Below are 15655 nucleotides of genomic sequence, written 5' to 3' on the forward strand. Positions count from 1 at the left end.
AGCAGCACGGCGATCGAGGCGAAGGTCTGCGAGCTGCTCGGGGCGGTGGGGGCGATGGTGGCCGAGACGTTGGTGTCGTAGACCACCTGGTTGTCCCGGGCGTCGTACTGGTAGACACACCCCGGCGTCGATCCCGCCGACAGCGCCCCGGGCACGTTCAGGTAGCCGTAGTACAGCTCCGAGGTGGACGACGGCGTCAGGCTCGGGTACGCCAGGGTGGTGGAGGCCACCCCGGTGTCCACCTTGCCCGAGGCATCGAGCGACCACACCGTGGCCGCCCCCGCCGAGGAGGAGAACTCCTCAAGGTCCAGGGCGCTGGCGGTGTTGGCCGAGGAGGCGACGTCGTAGGCCACCGAGATGGTGGAGGAGCCGGCGGTGGTGACGGCGCCCCACCAGATGGCGTAGCCGTGGGTGGCGTCGGAGCCGGGGTAGGCGATCGCCTGGTGCCAGGTGGCCACCCCGCCCCCGCTGACCGAGGTCACCGCCGGCACCGGGCCACCCGAGTTCTTGGTCTCGATCGCCAGGGTGAGCACGTCACCCACGGCAGCGGGCGAGTCGGCCATCGAGGTCTGCTCCGCCGAGGTCACCGAGGTGAGCCCGGTCACCGCCGAGATGGCGGCCGGGGTCCCGCCCCCGCCGCCCCCGCCACCGGAGGTGTAGGTGAAGTGGTCGGCGGCCACCACGGCGCTGGTGCCCGACGGGGTGGTGACAAAGACATCGACCGTGCCCGAGCCCGCCGGCGAGGTGGTGGTGATCTGGGTCCCGGTCCCGTTGACCACAAACGAGCTCACGGCCGTGGTCCCGAACCTGACCGCCGTGGCCCCGGCAAAGTTCGACCCGGAGATGGTGACCGCCGTGCCCCCGGCCGCCGTCCCGGACACCGGGCTGACCCCGGTGACTGCGGGCGGGGTGGCCGAAGCGTAGGTGAACCGGTCGGCCGCCGATGTCGCCGACGTCCCGAAGAGCAGCGTGGCGACGGTGACGTCCACGGTTCCGGTCCCCGCCGGTGCGGTGGTGATGATCTGGGTCCCCGACCCGTTGACCGAGAAGCCGGTGGCGGCGGTGGTGCCGAACCTGACCGACGTCGCCCCGCCCAGGTTGGACCCGGTGATGGTCACGGTGGTGCCCACCGGCCCGCTGGACGGGCTGAGCCCGGTGACGGCCGGGGCGAGCCCGCCGCCCTGGGTGGAGGCCTGGACCAGCATCCCGATCGAGGAGTAGGTCTGCGACGACGACGAGGCGGTCGGGGCGATGGTGGACGACACCGACGGGCAGTACACGACCTGGTTCGAGCGGGCGTCGTACTGGTAGCTGCAGCCCGGCGTGGCCCCGGCGTTCAGCGACCCGGGGACCGCCAGGTACCCCCAGTACAGCTCGGAGCTGGACGACGGGCTGAGGCTCGGGTAACGCAGGGTGGTGGAGGCGACGCCGTTGTCCACCTTGCCGGTGGCGTCCACCGACCACACCGTCGAGGCGCCCGCCGACGAGGAGAACTCCTGCAGGTCCAGCGAGGTGGCTGTGGACGAGGAGGGGGGGATGCTGTAGGCGACATTGATGGTCGATGACCCAGCAGTGGTCACGACCCCCCACCACAGTTCCTGGCCGTGGATGTGGTCGAGGGTGAAGTACGAGGAGGCTTTCGACCACCTGCTGACCCCACCCCCGGTGACCGACTGCACGGTGAAGCTCGGCCCGGAGGTGAACTTGGTCTCCACGGCCAGCATCAGCACGTTGCCCGCCGCGGCCGGGGACACCGCCAGCGTCGTCTGCTCGCTGCTTGTGGCTGTGATCTCCGAGCCCACCGCATGGATGGTGGCGGCGGCGGCGAAGACGGCGGCGGCCACCACGAACTGGGCGGCAAGGAGTGTGGCGGCGAGCCCGAGGGCGGTCAGAAGCCTCCGGAGACGGCGTGATTCGGTGCTGAACGCGTGCATGCTCCCCCCTGCTGCTCGGCCGACGTATCCCCCCACGCGGCCGACCCCCCCTCGAGACCAGGCGCGCGCAGCGAAGCGAAGAACTGAAGCATTAATGGTTTCGGAGGGCCGGGCGCCGACCTTAAGCCGGGAACTGCCACACCGCCATAAAATTTTCCTAATCCCCTACGGCTAAGATCCGAACCTTCCCTGCGGGATGTCTATCCTGCCCAAACAGGCCCGGCCGGGGATGCTTGAGACATTCTGTGTACACCGGGGTGTCATTGCCAGCCACGTCGATGTACACAGAATGCAAGTCCGCCCGAACCCGCCCCGCCCGAAGGGCCGCCAAAAGCCTGGTGGCCCGTACCGCGCCGCAGGCCCCCGCTCCGGGGCTCAGCCGGAGTACGGGGGCCTGCGTGCCGGGGGGGACCGGCGTCGGGGCGATGCTATGCGGGTGGAACCGGTGCGGTGGTGCCCTGCCGGGTCAGCAGGTCGGTCAGTAGGTCGATCGGTCAGTAGGTCGGTCAGTGGTTAGTGGTGCCCGGTGTGGGTGGTGGTCCCGGTCGAGCCCGAGACCGAGCCCGAGGCGGAGCCGGTGAAGGGGTTCCACGAGCCGCCGGTGTTCCAGGAGCCCGTGATGCCCGTCCAGCCGCTGCCCGAGGTGGTGCCCGCCGTCCCGGTCACGCCGGCGCTGCCGGTGAAGCCCTTGGGCAGCGAGGACAGCAGCTTCAGCCAGGCGCTCGGGTCGAACAGGGAGGCCGGGTTCGGCACCGTCGCCGTCACGCCGGCGCCGCCCGAGGTGCCGCCCGTGATGCCCGGCAGCTTCGGCAGGTTGGGCACCAGCGACAGCAGGCCGCTGAGCGGGTTGCCGACGGTCGAGGTGGGGATCTTGGGCAGCGTCGGCGCCAGGCTCTTCAGCGCCCCGGCAAGAGCGGAGGCGCACGCCTGGGCGGCGCTGGCGACTGCCTTGGCGTCCTGGCCCAGTGCCTGGATCTCGGCGGAGGTCTTGGCCTTGATGGCGGCCTGCACCAGCGTCTCGATGGCGCTCTTGAGCGGGGCCGAGCAGCCCTGGATGGCAGTGGCGATGGTCGAGGCGGCGTTGCTGATGACCGGCGGCACCTTGACCGTCGAGCTGACGGTGGTGCCGTTGGGCAGTGCGCAGCCGATGGATTCCTGCGCCAGCGCGGTGGCCCGGGCGGCGAGGGACTGGGCGCCTGCCGAGGTGAGCACCCCGTCGATGTCGTGCACGAGGTCGCCGGCCAGGGAGGTCACGTTCTGCGTGCAGGTGCCGGCGGTGTCGAGGGCCGCCGAGGTGATCTTCGAGGGGGCACCGGCGTTGGCGTTGACCTGGTCGATCAAGCTGCCCACGGTGGAGGCGACCTGCTGGGCCTGGTGCTCCTCGGCCTCAAGCTGGACGCCGGCCGACGCGCTGACTGCCGGAGTGGGGTTGCCGGCGGCGGCCGAGAAGATGTTCTGGACGGGAGCCGGCAGGGCGCCGGCTGCTGCCAGCCCGCCAGTGGCGGCGGCTGCGGCCACCACGCCGGCCAAGATCTTGGCGGTGAGAGTTCCAAAGAGGCTGCTGAACACGACCTTCCTCCTCCAGGGTGGGCGGCCGGGGGTCCCGGTATCGGTACCGGGTCGGGGGGTCGGCCGCTGCTGAGTACGCTGCTGCGTGATGGGGAGGCGGGCGGCGTCGGGCAGCTTGTCGAACATCTGAGCCAGGTGGGCCTGGCGGACCGCCGGGGGCGGGTCGGCCACGTAACGGCTCTTCAGGTCGGCGAAGAAGCTGGTCAGATCCGGGGCGTCCTCCCCACCGAGCGGCGCCTTGCCGGTGAGGAGACGCTCGATGTCTGTATCGCTCATGCGGGTGACGTCGTCCATCTCGTGGGGGCAACCGTCCCGCGGGCTCACAGGGTTACGCCTTCTCTGGTGAATTCCCGGGCGATGGCTGCCACGCCCCGCCGCTGCAGTGCCTTCACCGCCCCGATGCTCTTGCCGACGACGTCGGCGGTCTCGGCCAGGGACAGGCCCGCGATGACCCGCAGGAGCAGCACGTCGCGTTGGTCCGGGACGCAGCGCCGGATGATGGCCTCGACGCCGACCGAGGCGAGGTGGTCCAGCGCCTCCTGCTCGACGTCGCCAATGGCGTCCGAGCTGTGCAGGGTCTCCAGAATGAGGGGCGCCTCGGGACGGCGTGTCCTGCGGCGGCGCTCGTCGATCATGCGGTGGTGGGCGATGACGAAGACCCAGGAACGGAAGTGAGCCTCGTCGCCATCGAAGCGGGCGATGTCCTGCACCAGGCGCAGGAAGACCTCGCCGGCGAGGTCATCGGGGTCGGGGCACCCGTTCGCCCGCAGGTAGCCGATCACCTGGGGGGCGAGGTCGGTGTATATGGCCCGCCAGGCCCACTGGGCGCCCGAGCGAGCGGCATCGACCGTAGTCTGAAAGCTCTCCCCCAGCGACAACCGGGCCTCCCCAATAGGTGCGTTCCAGGACGATCTTCGACGCCTGAAAATCAGCCCTTGAGGAGCAAAATTGCGTAGCCCAAAAGGAGCAGCTACCCCTCCCCAATTGTGTGCGTGCAGGGGCAGCTGACTACGTAAAAGGGGTGGTACCCGGGGCCTGGGACACCCTTGATGCCAGCTGTGAGCTGGCTGCTGACTGCTAGCTCGTGGCCTTCGGCTTGCGCTTCGGAGCCGCCGCGCCATTGCTGGTCGGCGCAGGCTTGGCGGCCGCCTTTGGGGTGGCCTTCGGAACGGCGGCTGCCGGCTTGGCGCTCGCCGAGGGCTTAGCGGTCCCCGCCGGCTTGACCTTCGCCGCAGCTGCGCCCGGAGCCTTGGGCGCGCCCGGAGCCTTGGGCGCGGACTTCGCCATTGCCGGGGCCTCGGGAGCCGCCTGCGCTTTCCCGTCCGTCTTGGCCTCCGCCTTCGCCACGCCCTTGCCCTTGGGCGCCGGGGCCAGGACGTGCACCTCGTGGGTGTGCAGGGTGCCGTCGGTGAAGATCTGGCCGTTCATCTGGCCGTAGAGCCGGTAGCACAACGTCCGGGTGGTCGGCCCGTCCGGCTGGGGTTTGGGGGCCGGAACCGCGGTGCCCAGCGCGAAGAAGTCGCCCCCGCCCTCGGCCCCCTCCTGGTAGGACAGCGGCAGCGTCTCGGCATGGAGGACGGCGTCCTCGCCCAGCAGGCGGAGGTCCACCCACAGGTCCTTGTCGTAGGACAGGTTGCGCACCCAGGCCTGGACGGACAGAGCGATGGCCGCTCCCGACGGGCGCCCGGCGAGCGGTGCGAGGTGCAGGCCCTCGACCCCGGCCGATACTCCTTCGGCGAACACGTTGACGACCTCCGGGCTGACCACCGCGCCGGGACGCAGGTCGAGTGTGGTGGCGTCGGGCCTATCGATCACTCCGGTGGATGACGCTTGCGAGCTTTTCCTGGGCATCGGTGGTCTCCTTGTGGGATGGGACCGGGGTCCCGTGCGGTCAGGGCTGTCGAGCTGGGCCTGGGTCGTCTGGATGGCGGCGGCAGGAGGTCACTGGCACCTCGGGTCAACTCAACCCACCGGGCCCGCACCTTCTACCGGCAGGGGACGGGACCACGCTGGCCGCGGGTTGCCCGACCGCACTGCCCTTGGCCGCTCCAGGAAGCGGTCGATAACACATACCTACTGCCGAGAACGTACCACACGCCCTGGGCTGATCCCGGCTTATGCTCACGCAGCGATGCTGGAGATGAGATACCGCTGCGACGAGTGCGGAGCGGTCACCGCCAACCCCACCAGGGTGCACATCTGCACCCGGTGCAACGCTCGGGTGTGCAGCGACTGCCTCGCCGGCCATAGGGCAGCCCATCAGGTCCCGCCAGAGGCGTCCGGCGGGGGATGCGCCCCACCGGACCGCTGAGCCCGCCCCCTCCGGCAGGGGCAGGCCCGGCCCGCTCCGGGACCACGTTCGGTGTACGGCTACCCCAGCAGCTTCTTCCAGGACTTCTCGGCCTCGCTCAGGGGCGGCTCGGCCTTCTCGGGGGCTGCGGGCGCCGCTGGCACCGCTGGTGACTGCGGCATGGGCGGCCGCCCTGTTGCCGAGGACTCGAACCCGGGCATCTTCGAAAAGTAGGCCTTCGCCTTCTCGGCGTCCTGGCGGATCTGCTCCTCATCCTGGGACGGCATGTGCACCTCCTTGGTTCTGACCCGGCCTCTGGGGACCGGGGCCTTCGCTCGGTCAGTCATCACTGTAATACCCATCTGTTCCAAAGAGACTTGCCAACTGGCGCACCGTTGGCCCGGTGCGGGCCCACCTGGGGGTGCACCTGGGGTGCACACTATGGGGGCAACGCCTCGCCGAGGGGGCGTGCGGGGGTTCGACCAGAGATGCCCTTCAGCCGCGGGTTCCGTGGCCGCCGGACCGACGACGCCACGCGCCGCCGCCTCCCGCCCGGCCAGTACCTGGAGACCGGGTTCCCCGTCCTCACCGCCGGTCCGACCCAGCGCACCCCACTGGACCGCTGGACGTTCTCGGTGTCGGGCACCGGCGTCGCCCAGCGGGTGTGGACCTGGAACGAGTTGCGGGACCTGCCCCAGGAAAGCTTCACCGTCGACATCCACTGCGTCACCAAGTGGTCGAAGCTGGACACCACATGGGAGGGGGTCTCGGTGGACACGCTGCTGGGCGAGGATCCCCCGGCGACCGGCTACGTGATCGCCCTGTCGGACGGGGGCTACACCACCAATCTCCCCATCGCCGATGTCACCGGCGGCAAGGCCTGGGTGGTGCACACCTTCGAGGGCAAGCCCCTGGCGGCGGAGCACGGTGGTCCCGCCCGCCTGCTGGTGCCGCACCTGTACTTCTGGAAGAGCGCCAAGTGGGTCCGGAGCCTGCGCCACGTCGAGGAGGACGAGCGGGGGTTCTGGGAGAGCCTCGGGTACCACAACCGGGGCGACCCGTGGCTCGAGCAGCGGTACTGGGGGGACTGATCCAGCCCGTGCCCGTCGATGCAGTCGCCGGCCGCTTCGTCGAGGCCGAACTGATGGCCAGGTGGACCGAGACGCACTCGGCGGCCACGCTCCGCCTGCGTCCCGCCTCCTGGCGCGGCCACCGGGCCGGCCAGCACGTCGACATCCGGCTCACCGCCGAGGACGGCTACCAGGCTGAGCGCAGCTACTCCATCGCCTCCCCGCCCAATGGCGGCGGTGCCGACGGGACCATTGACGTGACCATCGAGCGGCTGGAGGACGGCGAGGTCTCGGCCTACCTGGTGGACGAGATGCAGCCCGGCGACCTCCTGGAGGTGCGCGGGCCGATCGGCGGATGGTTCGTCTGGGACGTCGCCGACGGCGGGCCGCTGCTGCTGCTGGCGGGAGGCTCAGGGATCGTGCCGGTCATGGCGATGGTGCGCCACCGCCACCAGCAGGGCAGCGACGTCCGGGTCCGCATGGTGGTCTCGGTCCGCACCGAGGAGGACCTGTTCTACGCCGCCGAGCTCACGGAACTGGCTGCCGCCGGGGATGGCTTCGAGCTGGTGGTGACCGTCACCCGGGGGGAGCCGGCGGCCGGCCACCGGGCGGGCCGGCTGGACGCCGCCCTGCTGGACGAGATGCGCTGGAACGGCGGCCGGGCGTACGCCTGCGGGCCCAACGGGTTCGTCGAGACCGCCACCGGGCTGCTCGTTGCGGCCGGCATGGATCCAGCCGAAATCCGGGCTGAGCGGTTCGGGCCCAGCGGGATCTGAGGGGCCGGAAACTACACTGCCTGGAGTGAGTAGTAGTTGGGAGGGCGTCGCCGGGCGTCACGTGGTGTTGACCGGTGGCACGCATGGCATCGGGCTGGCGGCGGGCAAGGCGTTGGCCGGCCGGGGAGCCCAGCTGACGATCGTCGCCCGGGATCCGTCGAGGGGCGCCCAGGCGGCGAAGGAGATCAAAGCTGCGGCCGCCGAGGCCGGGGTCGAGGGCCCGGTGGTCGACGTGGCCGTTGCCGACCTCCTCTCGCAGGCATCGGTCCTTGCCCTGGCCGCCGAGCTGGCGGAGCGGCCCGGGCGCATCGACGTCCTCATCAACAATGCCGGCGCGGTCTTCGCCCAACGCCGGCTGACCGATGACGGGGTGGAGACCACCTGGGCGCTCAACCACCTGGCGCCCTTCCTGCTGACCAACCTGCTGCTCGAGCGTCTCAAGCGCCAGCCGCCTGCCCGGATCATCACCACCACCTCCGATGCCCACAAGCGCGAGCGCCTCCCCTTCGCCGACCTCCTCGCCGAGCGGCGCTACAAGGGCTTCCGGCGCTACGGCCAGACCAAGCTGGCCAACATCTGCTTCACCGCCGAGCTGGCCCGGCGCCTGGCGGGCAGCGGGGTGACGGCCACCTGCTTCAATCCCGGTCTGGTGGCCACCGGCTTCAACCACAACAACGGGCCGCTCGCCGCACTGGAGATGCGCATGATCAAGCCGTTCTCCCGGACCCCCGAGCAGGGGGCCGAGACCCTGGTGTGGCTGGCCGACGCCCCCGAGGCGGCCGACGGCAGCGGGAAGTATTTCTTCGACTGCAAGCCGGTGGCCCCCAACGCCGAGGCCCAGGACCCGGCGATCTGGAAGCGGCTGTGGGAGGTCAGCGAGCGCCAGACCGGCCTGGCGGCCCCTCCTGCTCCGGCGTTCTAAGCCCCCTCGGCATCTGCGGGCGGGGTGTCCTTTTTTCTAGTCCGTGGGATCGAAGCCGGGCCGGAAGGGCTCGAACCACGAGGCGAAGTCGGGGCTGGCGGGGCCCAACTGGGACGCCGGTCCCTCCTCATCGGCGAAGCCGTCCTTCTCCTGCTCGAACAGCATGAGGAAGTCCAGATCCTCGAAGCAGCCCTCTTCGAGTCCCGCCTGCTCGTCCTGCGTGAAGGGTGACGAAGCGTCGTTGGCCAGGATGTACGCCTCCTGGATGATCGCCCACATGGCCATCTCTTCGGCCACGCTGGTCAGGAACGGGGCGCAGGGATAGGACCAACCCAGGGCCTGGGCCCGCTCCAGACGGGCGGCCAGGGCCCGGGTGCTTGCCAAGAACCTCGTGGCGAACCCGGCGTCGTAGGCCTGATGAGAGGGGTCGGTGACGGCAAGGGCCATGCATGTGCCGGTGAAGGGCCGCTGGTCCCCGAGGCGCTCCACGTCGGCCTCGTACTCGTCCACCAGCTGCCGGGCTGCGCCGATGAGGGTGCCCAGCTGGAAGGGGAGAGGGCAATCTCCTCGGCCGCATCCCAGCCGCCCGGGGTGTGGTCCTCGCTCATGGGTCGGGAGCCTACCGGGCCACCGCCACGCCCCGGAGGAGGGTGACCCGGCCCTCCTCGAGGTCCTGGCGCATGTTCTGCACCTTCGCCGGCATGTCCTTGATCACAAGGTGCAGGCCGAGCGGCGGCGGGGGTCCGGCGGCGAGAAAAGTGGCCGCCATGGTGAAGAAGGCGAGGGCCAGGGCGGTGACGTCCTCCCACACCGTCGGCTCGAAACCGGCAGCCTCCACGGCGGCGCGGGTCTCCTCCGGCGTGGCCAGGTGACTCCAGGCCGGCTCGCTGGTCCAGAGGGCCGGGAAGTGGACGGGTTGGGTCGGGCCCGCCATGACGTCGAAGAAGGCCAGGCGGCCGCCGGGCTTCAGGACCCGGCGGAGCTCGGTGTAGAACCCCGCCTTGTCCTCGATATTCATCGAGACATGCTGGGTCCAGGTGACGTCGAAGGCCCCGGCGGGGAACGGCAGGACCCGGGCGTCCGCCTGCAGGACGGCCACCTGGCCGGCGAGGCCGGAATGCCGGGTGAGGGCATCGGCGGTGGTGCAGAACTCCTCGGTGAGGTCGACGGCGGTCACGGTGCACCCCGTGAGCCGGGCGAGGGTGCGGGCCGGGCCGCCGAGGCCGCAGCCGGCGTCCAGAACGTGGTCGGTGGCGGTGATCTGGGCCGCCTCCGCCAGAGCCATGGTCGCCGGGCGACCGAGCGTGTGGAACTCCTCGAACTCGGAAAGGTCGTCCGGGCCCAGGTGCTCCGGGTCCCGCCCGGCGGCGACCAGAGCGGCCTCGAGATCGGCCAGGAGTGTGCCCCGGCTGTACTGCGCCTGGACTGACATTTCTCTCGCTCCCTCCCCGGCGTCGGCCGACCCAGCATACGGGCGCAGGCACAATGTGGCGATGCCATCGACCGTCCTGCTCGACGTTGCCCACGCCACGGTCTGGGTCCCCGGTCCTACCACGCTGCTGGCGGACATCTCCTGGTCGGTCGCAGCGGGGGAGCACTGGGCGTTGCTGGGCCCCAACGGGGCGGGGAAATCGACCTTGCTGCGCCTCGCCGCCGGGCTGCGCCACCCGAGCAGCGGGACGGTCGAGGTCCTCGGGCGGCGGCTGGGCCGGGTGGACGTGCGGCGCCTGTGGGCGCTCATCGGTTTCGTGAACCCGGTGCACCCCACCCCGCCCGAGCTCTCCCTCGCCGATGTCGTCCTCACCGGTGCGACCGGCACGGTCCAGCCCCTCTGGGCGCACTACGGCCCGGAGGACCGCTCCCGGGCGTCGGAGCTACTGTCGTTGATGGGCATTGCCGGGCTCGCCGGCCGCGCCTTCGGCCTCTGCTCGCAGGGCGAGCAGGGGAGGGCGCTCATCGCCCGGGCCCTGATGCCCGCCCCCCGCCTCATCCTGCTGGACGAGCCCACCGCCGGGCTCGACATGGCGGGTCGGGAGGACCTGCTCGAGGCCCTCTCGGGCCTGGCCCGGAGCTCCCCCGACCTGGCGAGCGTGGTCGTCGCCCACCACCTCGAGGATCTGCCCGTCACCACCACCCACGCCCTGCTGCTGAACGGGGCCCGGGCGGTGGCCCGCGGGCCGGTCTGCGACGTTATTACGGATGAGGTGATCAGCCGGGGCTTTGGCGTGGACGTGCACGTCGTACGGACGGCAGGCCGCTGGGCGGCCGTGCGAGCCGCCTCGTGAGCGCATCCGCCGACGGGTGCAAACTTTTGTGCATGTGTGAGCAGGTATATGCTGTTCAGCTATGCACAAATATCGCCCATGGCCCTTGGTATTGAGACAAAGCGGTCACTGAGCTCGTCCGGCATTGTCCCGAGCCTGCCTTGCCCGCGTGCGGGCTGCACGAATCCCCAAAGTCGGAAGGCTCCGGGACGGTCTACGGCCTCACCCGGCGGGCTCGATGACCGGCCGTAGCGCTCCGGGCGCCCGATCCGCACCTCGACGCCCGGCGAGTAGTGCACCAGCGGCTCGCCCTCCGGCCGCGGCAGCCCCGCCGCCGTCACCAAGTCGTCCGCCACCACCTCGGCGGTGGCCCGGTGGAGCGGCCATGCACCGTGCGCGGCCCGCGCGTAGCGCACCCGGGGGCCGGCGGCGCTGAACAGGATCCACCGGGCGGTGAGGAAGTGGTCCCGTTCGCTCAGCTCCTCGGAGGCGTACGGCTCGCCGATCCGGATCTCCACCCGGCTCGTCGCCGGCGGCCCCGGCCAGCGCCGCAGGCAGTCGTAGCGGATGGTGCCCGGCCGCTCCACCAGGCGCATCGCTGACCAGAAATAGGGCAGGCGGTAGGTCGTCCGGGCGGTCACCACGGCGCTCAGCCGGGCGGCGTCGAGCGAGAAGAACCAGATCCCCCGCCGGCCCTCCTGGTCGACCACGTAGGTCCGCACGTTGGTCTCGCAGAAGTTGGACACCCAGGGCACCCGCTGCCCGCCCCGGGCGCCCACCCGCATGAAGAAGGGGACGAGGCCCACCCAGGCCCGGCCCTCCAGCGGCTCGACCTGCAGGTTGGGCGGCAGGAGGGCCTGCACGTCGGCGGGGTCGAAGGACCAGTGCAGGAAGGTCAGGCGCTCCCAGCGCTGCAGCATGATCGGCGAGTCGATGGTGAACGGGCAGAGGGCGGTGGCGGTCACCAACCCATTGTGCCGCCGCCTCGCATCCACCCGGCTTCGCGACAAGATGTGCCGATGCGAACCGGGATCGACTGGCTGGGCGCCCTGCTCGAGGAGTCCCTCGACCGTCAGGAGGGCCCTGAGCTGCTCGCTCTCATGCGCGAGTTGCGTCGCCTCACGGAGCAGACGCCCGGCCGCCTCAGCGAGGTGCTGGCCGCGCTCGACCTGCCGACGACCATCCGCCTGGTGCGGGCCTTCTCGGCCTTCGCCCGGTTCGGCAACGTCGCCCAGCAGGTGCGGGAGGTCGAAGCGGTGTCCACCGGGCCCGACTGGGGGTTGTCGCCTCTGATCGGCCGGATCCGCAGCGAGGTCAGCGACCGGCAGGTCATCGACCGGGTGGTGGCCGCCCTCGAGGTCCGGCCGGTGTTCACCGCCCACCCCACCGAGGCGGCCCGCCGCACGTTCCTCACCAAGCTGCGCAACCTGGCCGAGCTCCTGGCCCAGCGTACGGCGGCGACCTCCCCCGCCGACCTCCAGCGGGCCGACCGCCGGCTCGCCGAGGTCATCGACGGGATGTGGCAGACCGACGAGCTCCGCATCGACAAGCCCGACCCGCTCGACGAGGCGGCGTCGGTCCTCTACTACCTCACCGAGCTGGGCACCGAGGTCATCCCCGACCTGCTGGAGGACGTCGACCGGGAGCTGGAGCGTCTCGGCATCAGGCTGCCGGCGGCTGCCCGCCCGGTGTGCTTCGGCACGTGGGTGGGCGGCGACCGGGACGGGAACCCGAACGTCACCCCGGCGGTCACCCTCGCCGTGCTCATCCGGCTGCACGAGCGGGGCATCCAGGCGCTGATCCGGATCATCGACCAGCTCTTCCGCGACGTCAGCACCTCCAGCCGGCTCGCCGGGGTCTCGGCCGAGCTGGCCGCCTCCCTCCGCCAGGATGCCGAGCAGCTGCCCGACGTGTACGCCACCTTCGTCCGCCTGCACGCCGAGGAGCCCTACCGGCTCAAGTGCTGCTACATCCACCGCCGGCTGGAGAACACCGGCCACCGGTTCGCCCGGGGGATGGACCATTCGCCCGGCTGCGACTACGCCGACGCCGGCGAGCTGCTCGCCGAGCTCCAGCTCATGGATGCCTCGCTGCGCCGCTGCCACGGTGAGCGGATTGCCGACGGGCCGCTGCGCCGGGCGATCCGCACGATCGCCGCCCTCGGGTTCGGCCTGGCCACCATGGACGTCCGGGAGCACGCCGCCGCCCATCATGAGGTCGTCGGAACCCTGATCGACGAGGCAGGCGCTGCCCCGGTGCCCTACGCCAGCATGAGCCGGACCGAGCGCACCGCCTTCCTGGCCGCTGAGCTCCAGAGCCGCCGCCCTCTCGCCGGCCGCCTGCTGGCGCTCCAGGGTGACCAGGCCCGGACGATGGGCGCCTTCTCGGTGGTCCGGGACGCCCTCGACCGCTTCGGCCCGGGCGTGATCGAGAGCTACATCATCTCGATGAGCCGAGGGGCCGACGACGTCCTCGCCCCCGTCATCCTCGCCCGGGAGGCGGGCCTGATCGACCTCCACGCCGGCGTCGCCCGCATCGGCTTCGTGCCGTTGTTCGAGACCATCGACGAGCTCCGCCGGGCCGGGGCGATCATGGACGAGCTGCTGAACGATCCGGGGTACCGGCGGCTGGTGGCATTGCGGGGCGACCTGCAGGAGGTGCTGCTCGGCTACTCGGACTCCAACAAGGAGGCCGGGATCACCACGTCGCAGTGGGAGATCCACCGGGCGCAGCGCCAGCTCCGGGACGTCATGCAGCGCCACGGGGCGGTGCTGCGTCTGTTCCACGGCCGGGGCGGGAGCGTGAGCCGGGGCGGCGGGCCGACCCACGAGGCCATCCTGGCCCAGCCCTTCGGCACGCTCGAGGGCCAGATCAAGTTCACCGAACAGGGCGAGGTCATCGCCGCCAAGTACGGGGTGCCGAGGCTCGCCCGCTACCACTTGGAGTCGGCGCTGGAAGCGGTGCTGGAGGCGTCGCTGCTCCACCGGGAGTCCAGGGTTTCCCGGCAGCTGCTGGCCGAGTGGGACGCCGTGATGGACGTCGTGGCGGGCGCCGCGTTCACCGCCTACCGGGCCTTCGTTGACGCTCCCGAGCTGTTGGAGTACTTCTGCTCGGCCACCCCGGTGGAGGAGTTGGGCGCGCTGAACATCAGTTCCCGCCCGGTGTCCCGGCCGGGCGGGGCGGGCCTCGAGGGTCTGCGGGCGATCCCCTGGGTGTTCGGGTGGAACCAGTCCCGCCAGCTGGTGCCCGGTTGGTTCGGGCTCGGGTCCGGTCTGGCCGCGGCCCGCCGGGCGGGCAGGGAGGAGGCGCTGGTCGACATGGCCGCTCATTGGCACTTCTTCCGGACCTTCCTGGCGAAGGTGGAGTTCACGCTGGCCAAGGCGGACCTGGGCATCGCCGCTCACTGGGTGCAGACGCTGGTCGATCCCTCGCTGCACCCGATGTTTGCGGCGGTGCGGGCCGAGTTCGACCTGACGGTGGCCGAGGTGCTCCGGCTCACCAAGCAGGAGCGGCTACTGGACCGGGTGCCCGACCTGCAGCAGGCGATCGAGGCCCGCCGGCCGCACCTCGACCCGATCTGTTATCTGCAGATCGGACTGCTGGAGCGGCTCCGGGCGTCGTCAGACCCGGATCCCCTGCTGCGGCGGGCGCTGCTGCTGACCGTCAACGGCGTGGCGGCCGGCCTCGGCAACACCGGGTAGGCCGCGGTGCGGGGGGCGCAGAAAAGCGATCGCCCGGGGTCGGCCCCCGGGCGAAGATGAGCTTGGGCTGGCTATGAAGTTCTAGCGGCCCCGGAACTGCGCGTAGCCGTACAGGCCGAAGCCGATAGCGACGACGATGACGAAGACCGTGAGAATGTTCTGCGCTGCCAAGCCGCACCTCCTGTTGAGTCCTGCCCGACGCACCCTGACTAAGCAAAAGTACATCACCGAGTACCCTCCGTGCGAGCCAGAAGCCCCCTGGGCGGAATTCTTAATATTCCGGGGCGTTGCACGTTGCTGGGTCAGGGGGGACACATGGCGGAAGTAGAGGGGCCCTCCGAGACTGCCGTGGCGTGGTCCGGCAAGACGGCGGACCCGGTCACCGTGCTGGTCCGGGGCATGTTCCTGCGCTGCCCGAGGTGCGGGCGGAGGAAGATCGTGCAGGGCTACTTCAAGACGCCGCCGCCGTGCCCCACCTGCGGCCTGGATTTCAACCCCGACGGCGATGCCGCGGTCGGCTGGATCATCGTGAACCTGGGGGCGACGATGATCATCTTCTTCCTGACCGCCTTCATCGGGATCCTCGTCACCTGGCCGAAGGTGCCCTGGACCGGCCTGACCGTGGGCACCGTGCTGCTGAACTTGGCGGTGCCCTTCCTGCTGACCCCGTTCTCCCGGACGGTGTGGGCGGCGATCTTCGTGCTGCTGCACCGGATGGACGGCCGGAGGGCCTGGGGGTAGGGGCACTGGGCGGCCGTTATCCTAAGAACCGCAGCCCCGGGGCCGTAGCTCAGCTGGTAGAGCGCCTGCTTTGCAAGCAGGAAGTCGTCGGTTCGAGTCCGATCGGCTCCACACCGTAGAAGAGTCTTATCGCTTGTCGTCTTGGTCTCTGGGCCCCGAGTCATGACCCTGCTTCTCGGCGGAGTCCGTAGAAAGTCCGCGGCCCTCGGCTCTAGGCCGGAGTTGCTCGGCGGAACGTGAACAAACCCCTTGCTGAGCAGGGGGTTTGTCTTTTGAAGGACCGAGCGTTCTGTCTACAGCTCATTTGAGCACCGTGGGGATGGCCGAGCCGATGAGGTCGAAGGCCTGGCGCTGGGTGGCGGTCGGGATGGCGAGCTTGTCGAATTCC

The 15655-nt window shown here is 70.7% G+C and carries 14 protein-coding genes and 1 tRNA gene; 7 read left to right on the forward strand and 8 right to left on the reverse strand.

Going from position 1 to position 15655, the window contains the following annotated elements; translation table 11 throughout:
* The 5 genes from VFW71_02120 to VFW71_02140 form a co-directional block, all read right to left on the reverse strand.
* A partial coding sequence (locus tag VFW71_02120; protein HEU5001560.1) for an IPT/TIG domain-containing protein occupies positions 1-1934 on the reverse strand: 1934 nt, incomplete at its 3' end.
* Between the two features lie 513 nt (positions 1935-2447).
* On the reverse strand, positions 2448-3827 hold the full coding sequence (locus VFW71_02125) for a hypothetical protein (GenBank protein ID HEU5001561.1): 1380 nt from the start codon (positions 3825-3827) through the stop codon (positions 2448-2450).
* Entirely contained in the window at positions 3824-4381 is a 558-nt protein-coding gene (locus VFW71_02130; protein HEU5001562.1) for an RNA polymerase sigma factor, read from the reverse strand. The genes VFW71_02125 and VFW71_02130 overlap by 4 nt, the downstream gene beginning before the upstream one ends.
* 199 nt (positions 4382-4580) lie before the next feature.
* Positions 4581-5318, reverse strand: coding sequence for a hypothetical protein (locus tag VFW71_02135; GenBank protein ID HEU5001563.1), 738 nt, complete (start codon positions 5316-5318; stop codon positions 4581-4583).
* Between the two features lie 555 nt (positions 5319-5873).
* Complete coding sequence (locus VFW71_02140) at positions 5874-6080, reverse strand: hypothetical protein (GenBank protein ID HEU5001564.1); 207 nt, start codon at positions 6078-6080, stop codon at positions 5874-5876.
* Between the two features lie 201 nt (positions 6081-6281).
* Here VFW71_02140 and VFW71_02145 point away from each other — a divergent pair, with 201 nt between their 5' ends.
* From VFW71_02145 to VFW71_02155, 3 genes are read left to right on the forward strand one after another with little or no spacing between them, the layout of a single operon-like run.
* Entirely contained in the window at positions 6282-6884 is a 603-nt protein-coding gene (locus VFW71_02145) for a molybdopterin-dependent oxidoreductase (protein ID HEU5001565.1), read from the forward strand.
* Positions 6885-6937: 53 nt separating this feature from the next.
* Complete coding sequence (locus VFW71_02150; GenBank protein ID HEU5001566.1) at positions 6938-7639, forward strand: FAD-binding oxidoreductase; 702 nt, start codon at positions 6938-6940, stop codon at positions 7637-7639.
* 16 nt (positions 7640-7655) lie between these two features.
* On the forward strand, positions 7656-8561 hold the full coding sequence (locus VFW71_02155; GenBank protein HEU5001567.1) for an SDR family NAD(P)-dependent oxidoreductase: 906 nt from the start codon (positions 7656-7658) through the stop codon (positions 8559-8561).
* Between the two features lie 36 nt (positions 8562-8597).
* Here the strand turns inward: VFW71_02155 and VFW71_02160 are convergent, their stop codons facing one another.
* Positions 8598-9071 carry a hypothetical protein gene (locus VFW71_02160; GenBank protein HEU5001568.1) on the reverse strand — a complete coding sequence of 158 codons (474 nt, stop codon included), beginning with the start codon at positions 9069-9071 and terminating at the stop codon, positions 8598-8600.
* A 109-nt stretch (positions 9072-9180) separates the two neighbouring features.
* A complete protein-coding gene (locus VFW71_02165) occupies positions 9181-9993 on the reverse strand; it encodes a class I SAM-dependent methyltransferase (protein HEU5001569.1) in 813 nt (270 codons plus the stop codon).
* Positions 9994-10054: 61 nt separating this feature from the next.
* Between VFW71_02165 and VFW71_02170 the strand changes: the two genes are divergently transcribed.
* On the forward strand, positions 10055-10846 hold the full coding sequence (locus VFW71_02170; GenBank protein HEU5001570.1) for an ATP-binding cassette domain-containing protein: 792 nt from the start codon (positions 10055-10057) through the stop codon (positions 10844-10846).
* 59 nt (positions 10847-10905) lie between these two features.
* Here VFW71_02170 and VFW71_02175 read toward each other — a convergent pair whose 3' ends face one another.
* The gene (locus tag VFW71_02175; GenBank protein ID HEU5001571.1) at positions 10906-11790 is read right to left on the reverse strand and encodes a DUF2071 domain-containing protein; all 885 of its coding nucleotides are present in this window, start codon (positions 11788-11790) and stop codon (positions 10906-10908) included.
* A 54-nt stretch (positions 11791-11844) separates the two neighbouring features.
* On the opposite strand from VFW71_02175, the gene ppc reads away from it, so the two are divergent.
* The 3 genes from ppc to VFW71_02190 all read left to right on the forward strand — a co-directional run bounded on the left by ppc (position 11845) and on the right by VFW71_02190 (position 15378).
* Complete coding sequence (gene ppc, locus VFW71_02180; GenBank protein ID HEU5001572.1) at positions 11845-14526, forward strand: phosphoenolpyruvate carboxylase; 2682 nt, start codon at positions 11845-11847, stop codon at positions 14524-14526.
* A gap of 315 nt (positions 14527-14841) precedes the next feature.
* Positions 14842-15267 (forward strand): DUF983 domain-containing protein, encoded by a 426-nt coding sequence (locus VFW71_02185; GenBank protein ID HEU5001573.1) that lies wholly within the window; start codon positions 14842-14844, stop codon positions 15265-15267.
* Positions 15268-15305: 38 nt separating this feature from the next.
* Positions 15306-15378 (forward strand) — tRNA-Ala (locus tag VFW71_02190).
* The last annotated feature ends 277 nt before the right edge of the window (positions 15379-15655 follow it).

Source organism: Actinomycetota bacterium (assembly GCA_035765775.1).
GTDB lineage: Bacteria > Actinomycetota > CADDZG01 > JAHWKV01 > JAOPZY01 > DASTWV01.

What these genes read in the sequence shown, in the direction of transcription:
- VFW71_02140 (HEU5001564.1), bottom strand. Translation starts at nt 6,080, where the DNA reads ATGCCGTCCCAGGATGAGGAGCAGATCCGCCAGGACGCCGAGAAGGCG.
- VFW71_02145 (HEU5001565.1), top strand. Translation starts at nt 6,282, where the DNA reads ATGCCCTTCAGCCGCGGGTTCCGTGGCCGCCGGACCGACGACGCCACG.
- VFW71_02150 (HEU5001566.1), top strand. Translation starts at nt 6,938, where the DNA reads ATGGCCAGGTGGACCGAGACGCACTCGGCGGCCACGCTCCGCCTGCGT.
- VFW71_02165 (HEU5001569.1), bottom strand. Translation starts at nt 9,993, where the DNA reads ATGTCAGTCCAGGCGCAGTACAGCCGGGGCACACTCCTGGCCGATCTC.
- VFW71_02170 (HEU5001570.1), top strand. Translation starts at nt 10,055, where the DNA reads ATGCCATCGACCGTCCTGCTCGACGTTGCCCACGCCACGGTCTGGGTC.
- ppc (HEU5001572.1), top strand. Translation starts at nt 11,845, where the DNA reads ATGCGAACCGGGATCGACTGGCTGGGCGCCCTGCTCGAGGAGTCCCTC.
- VFW71_02185 (HEU5001573.1), top strand. Translation starts at nt 14,842, where the DNA reads ATGGCGGAAGTAGAGGGGCCCTCCGAGACTGCCGTGGCGTGGTCCGGC.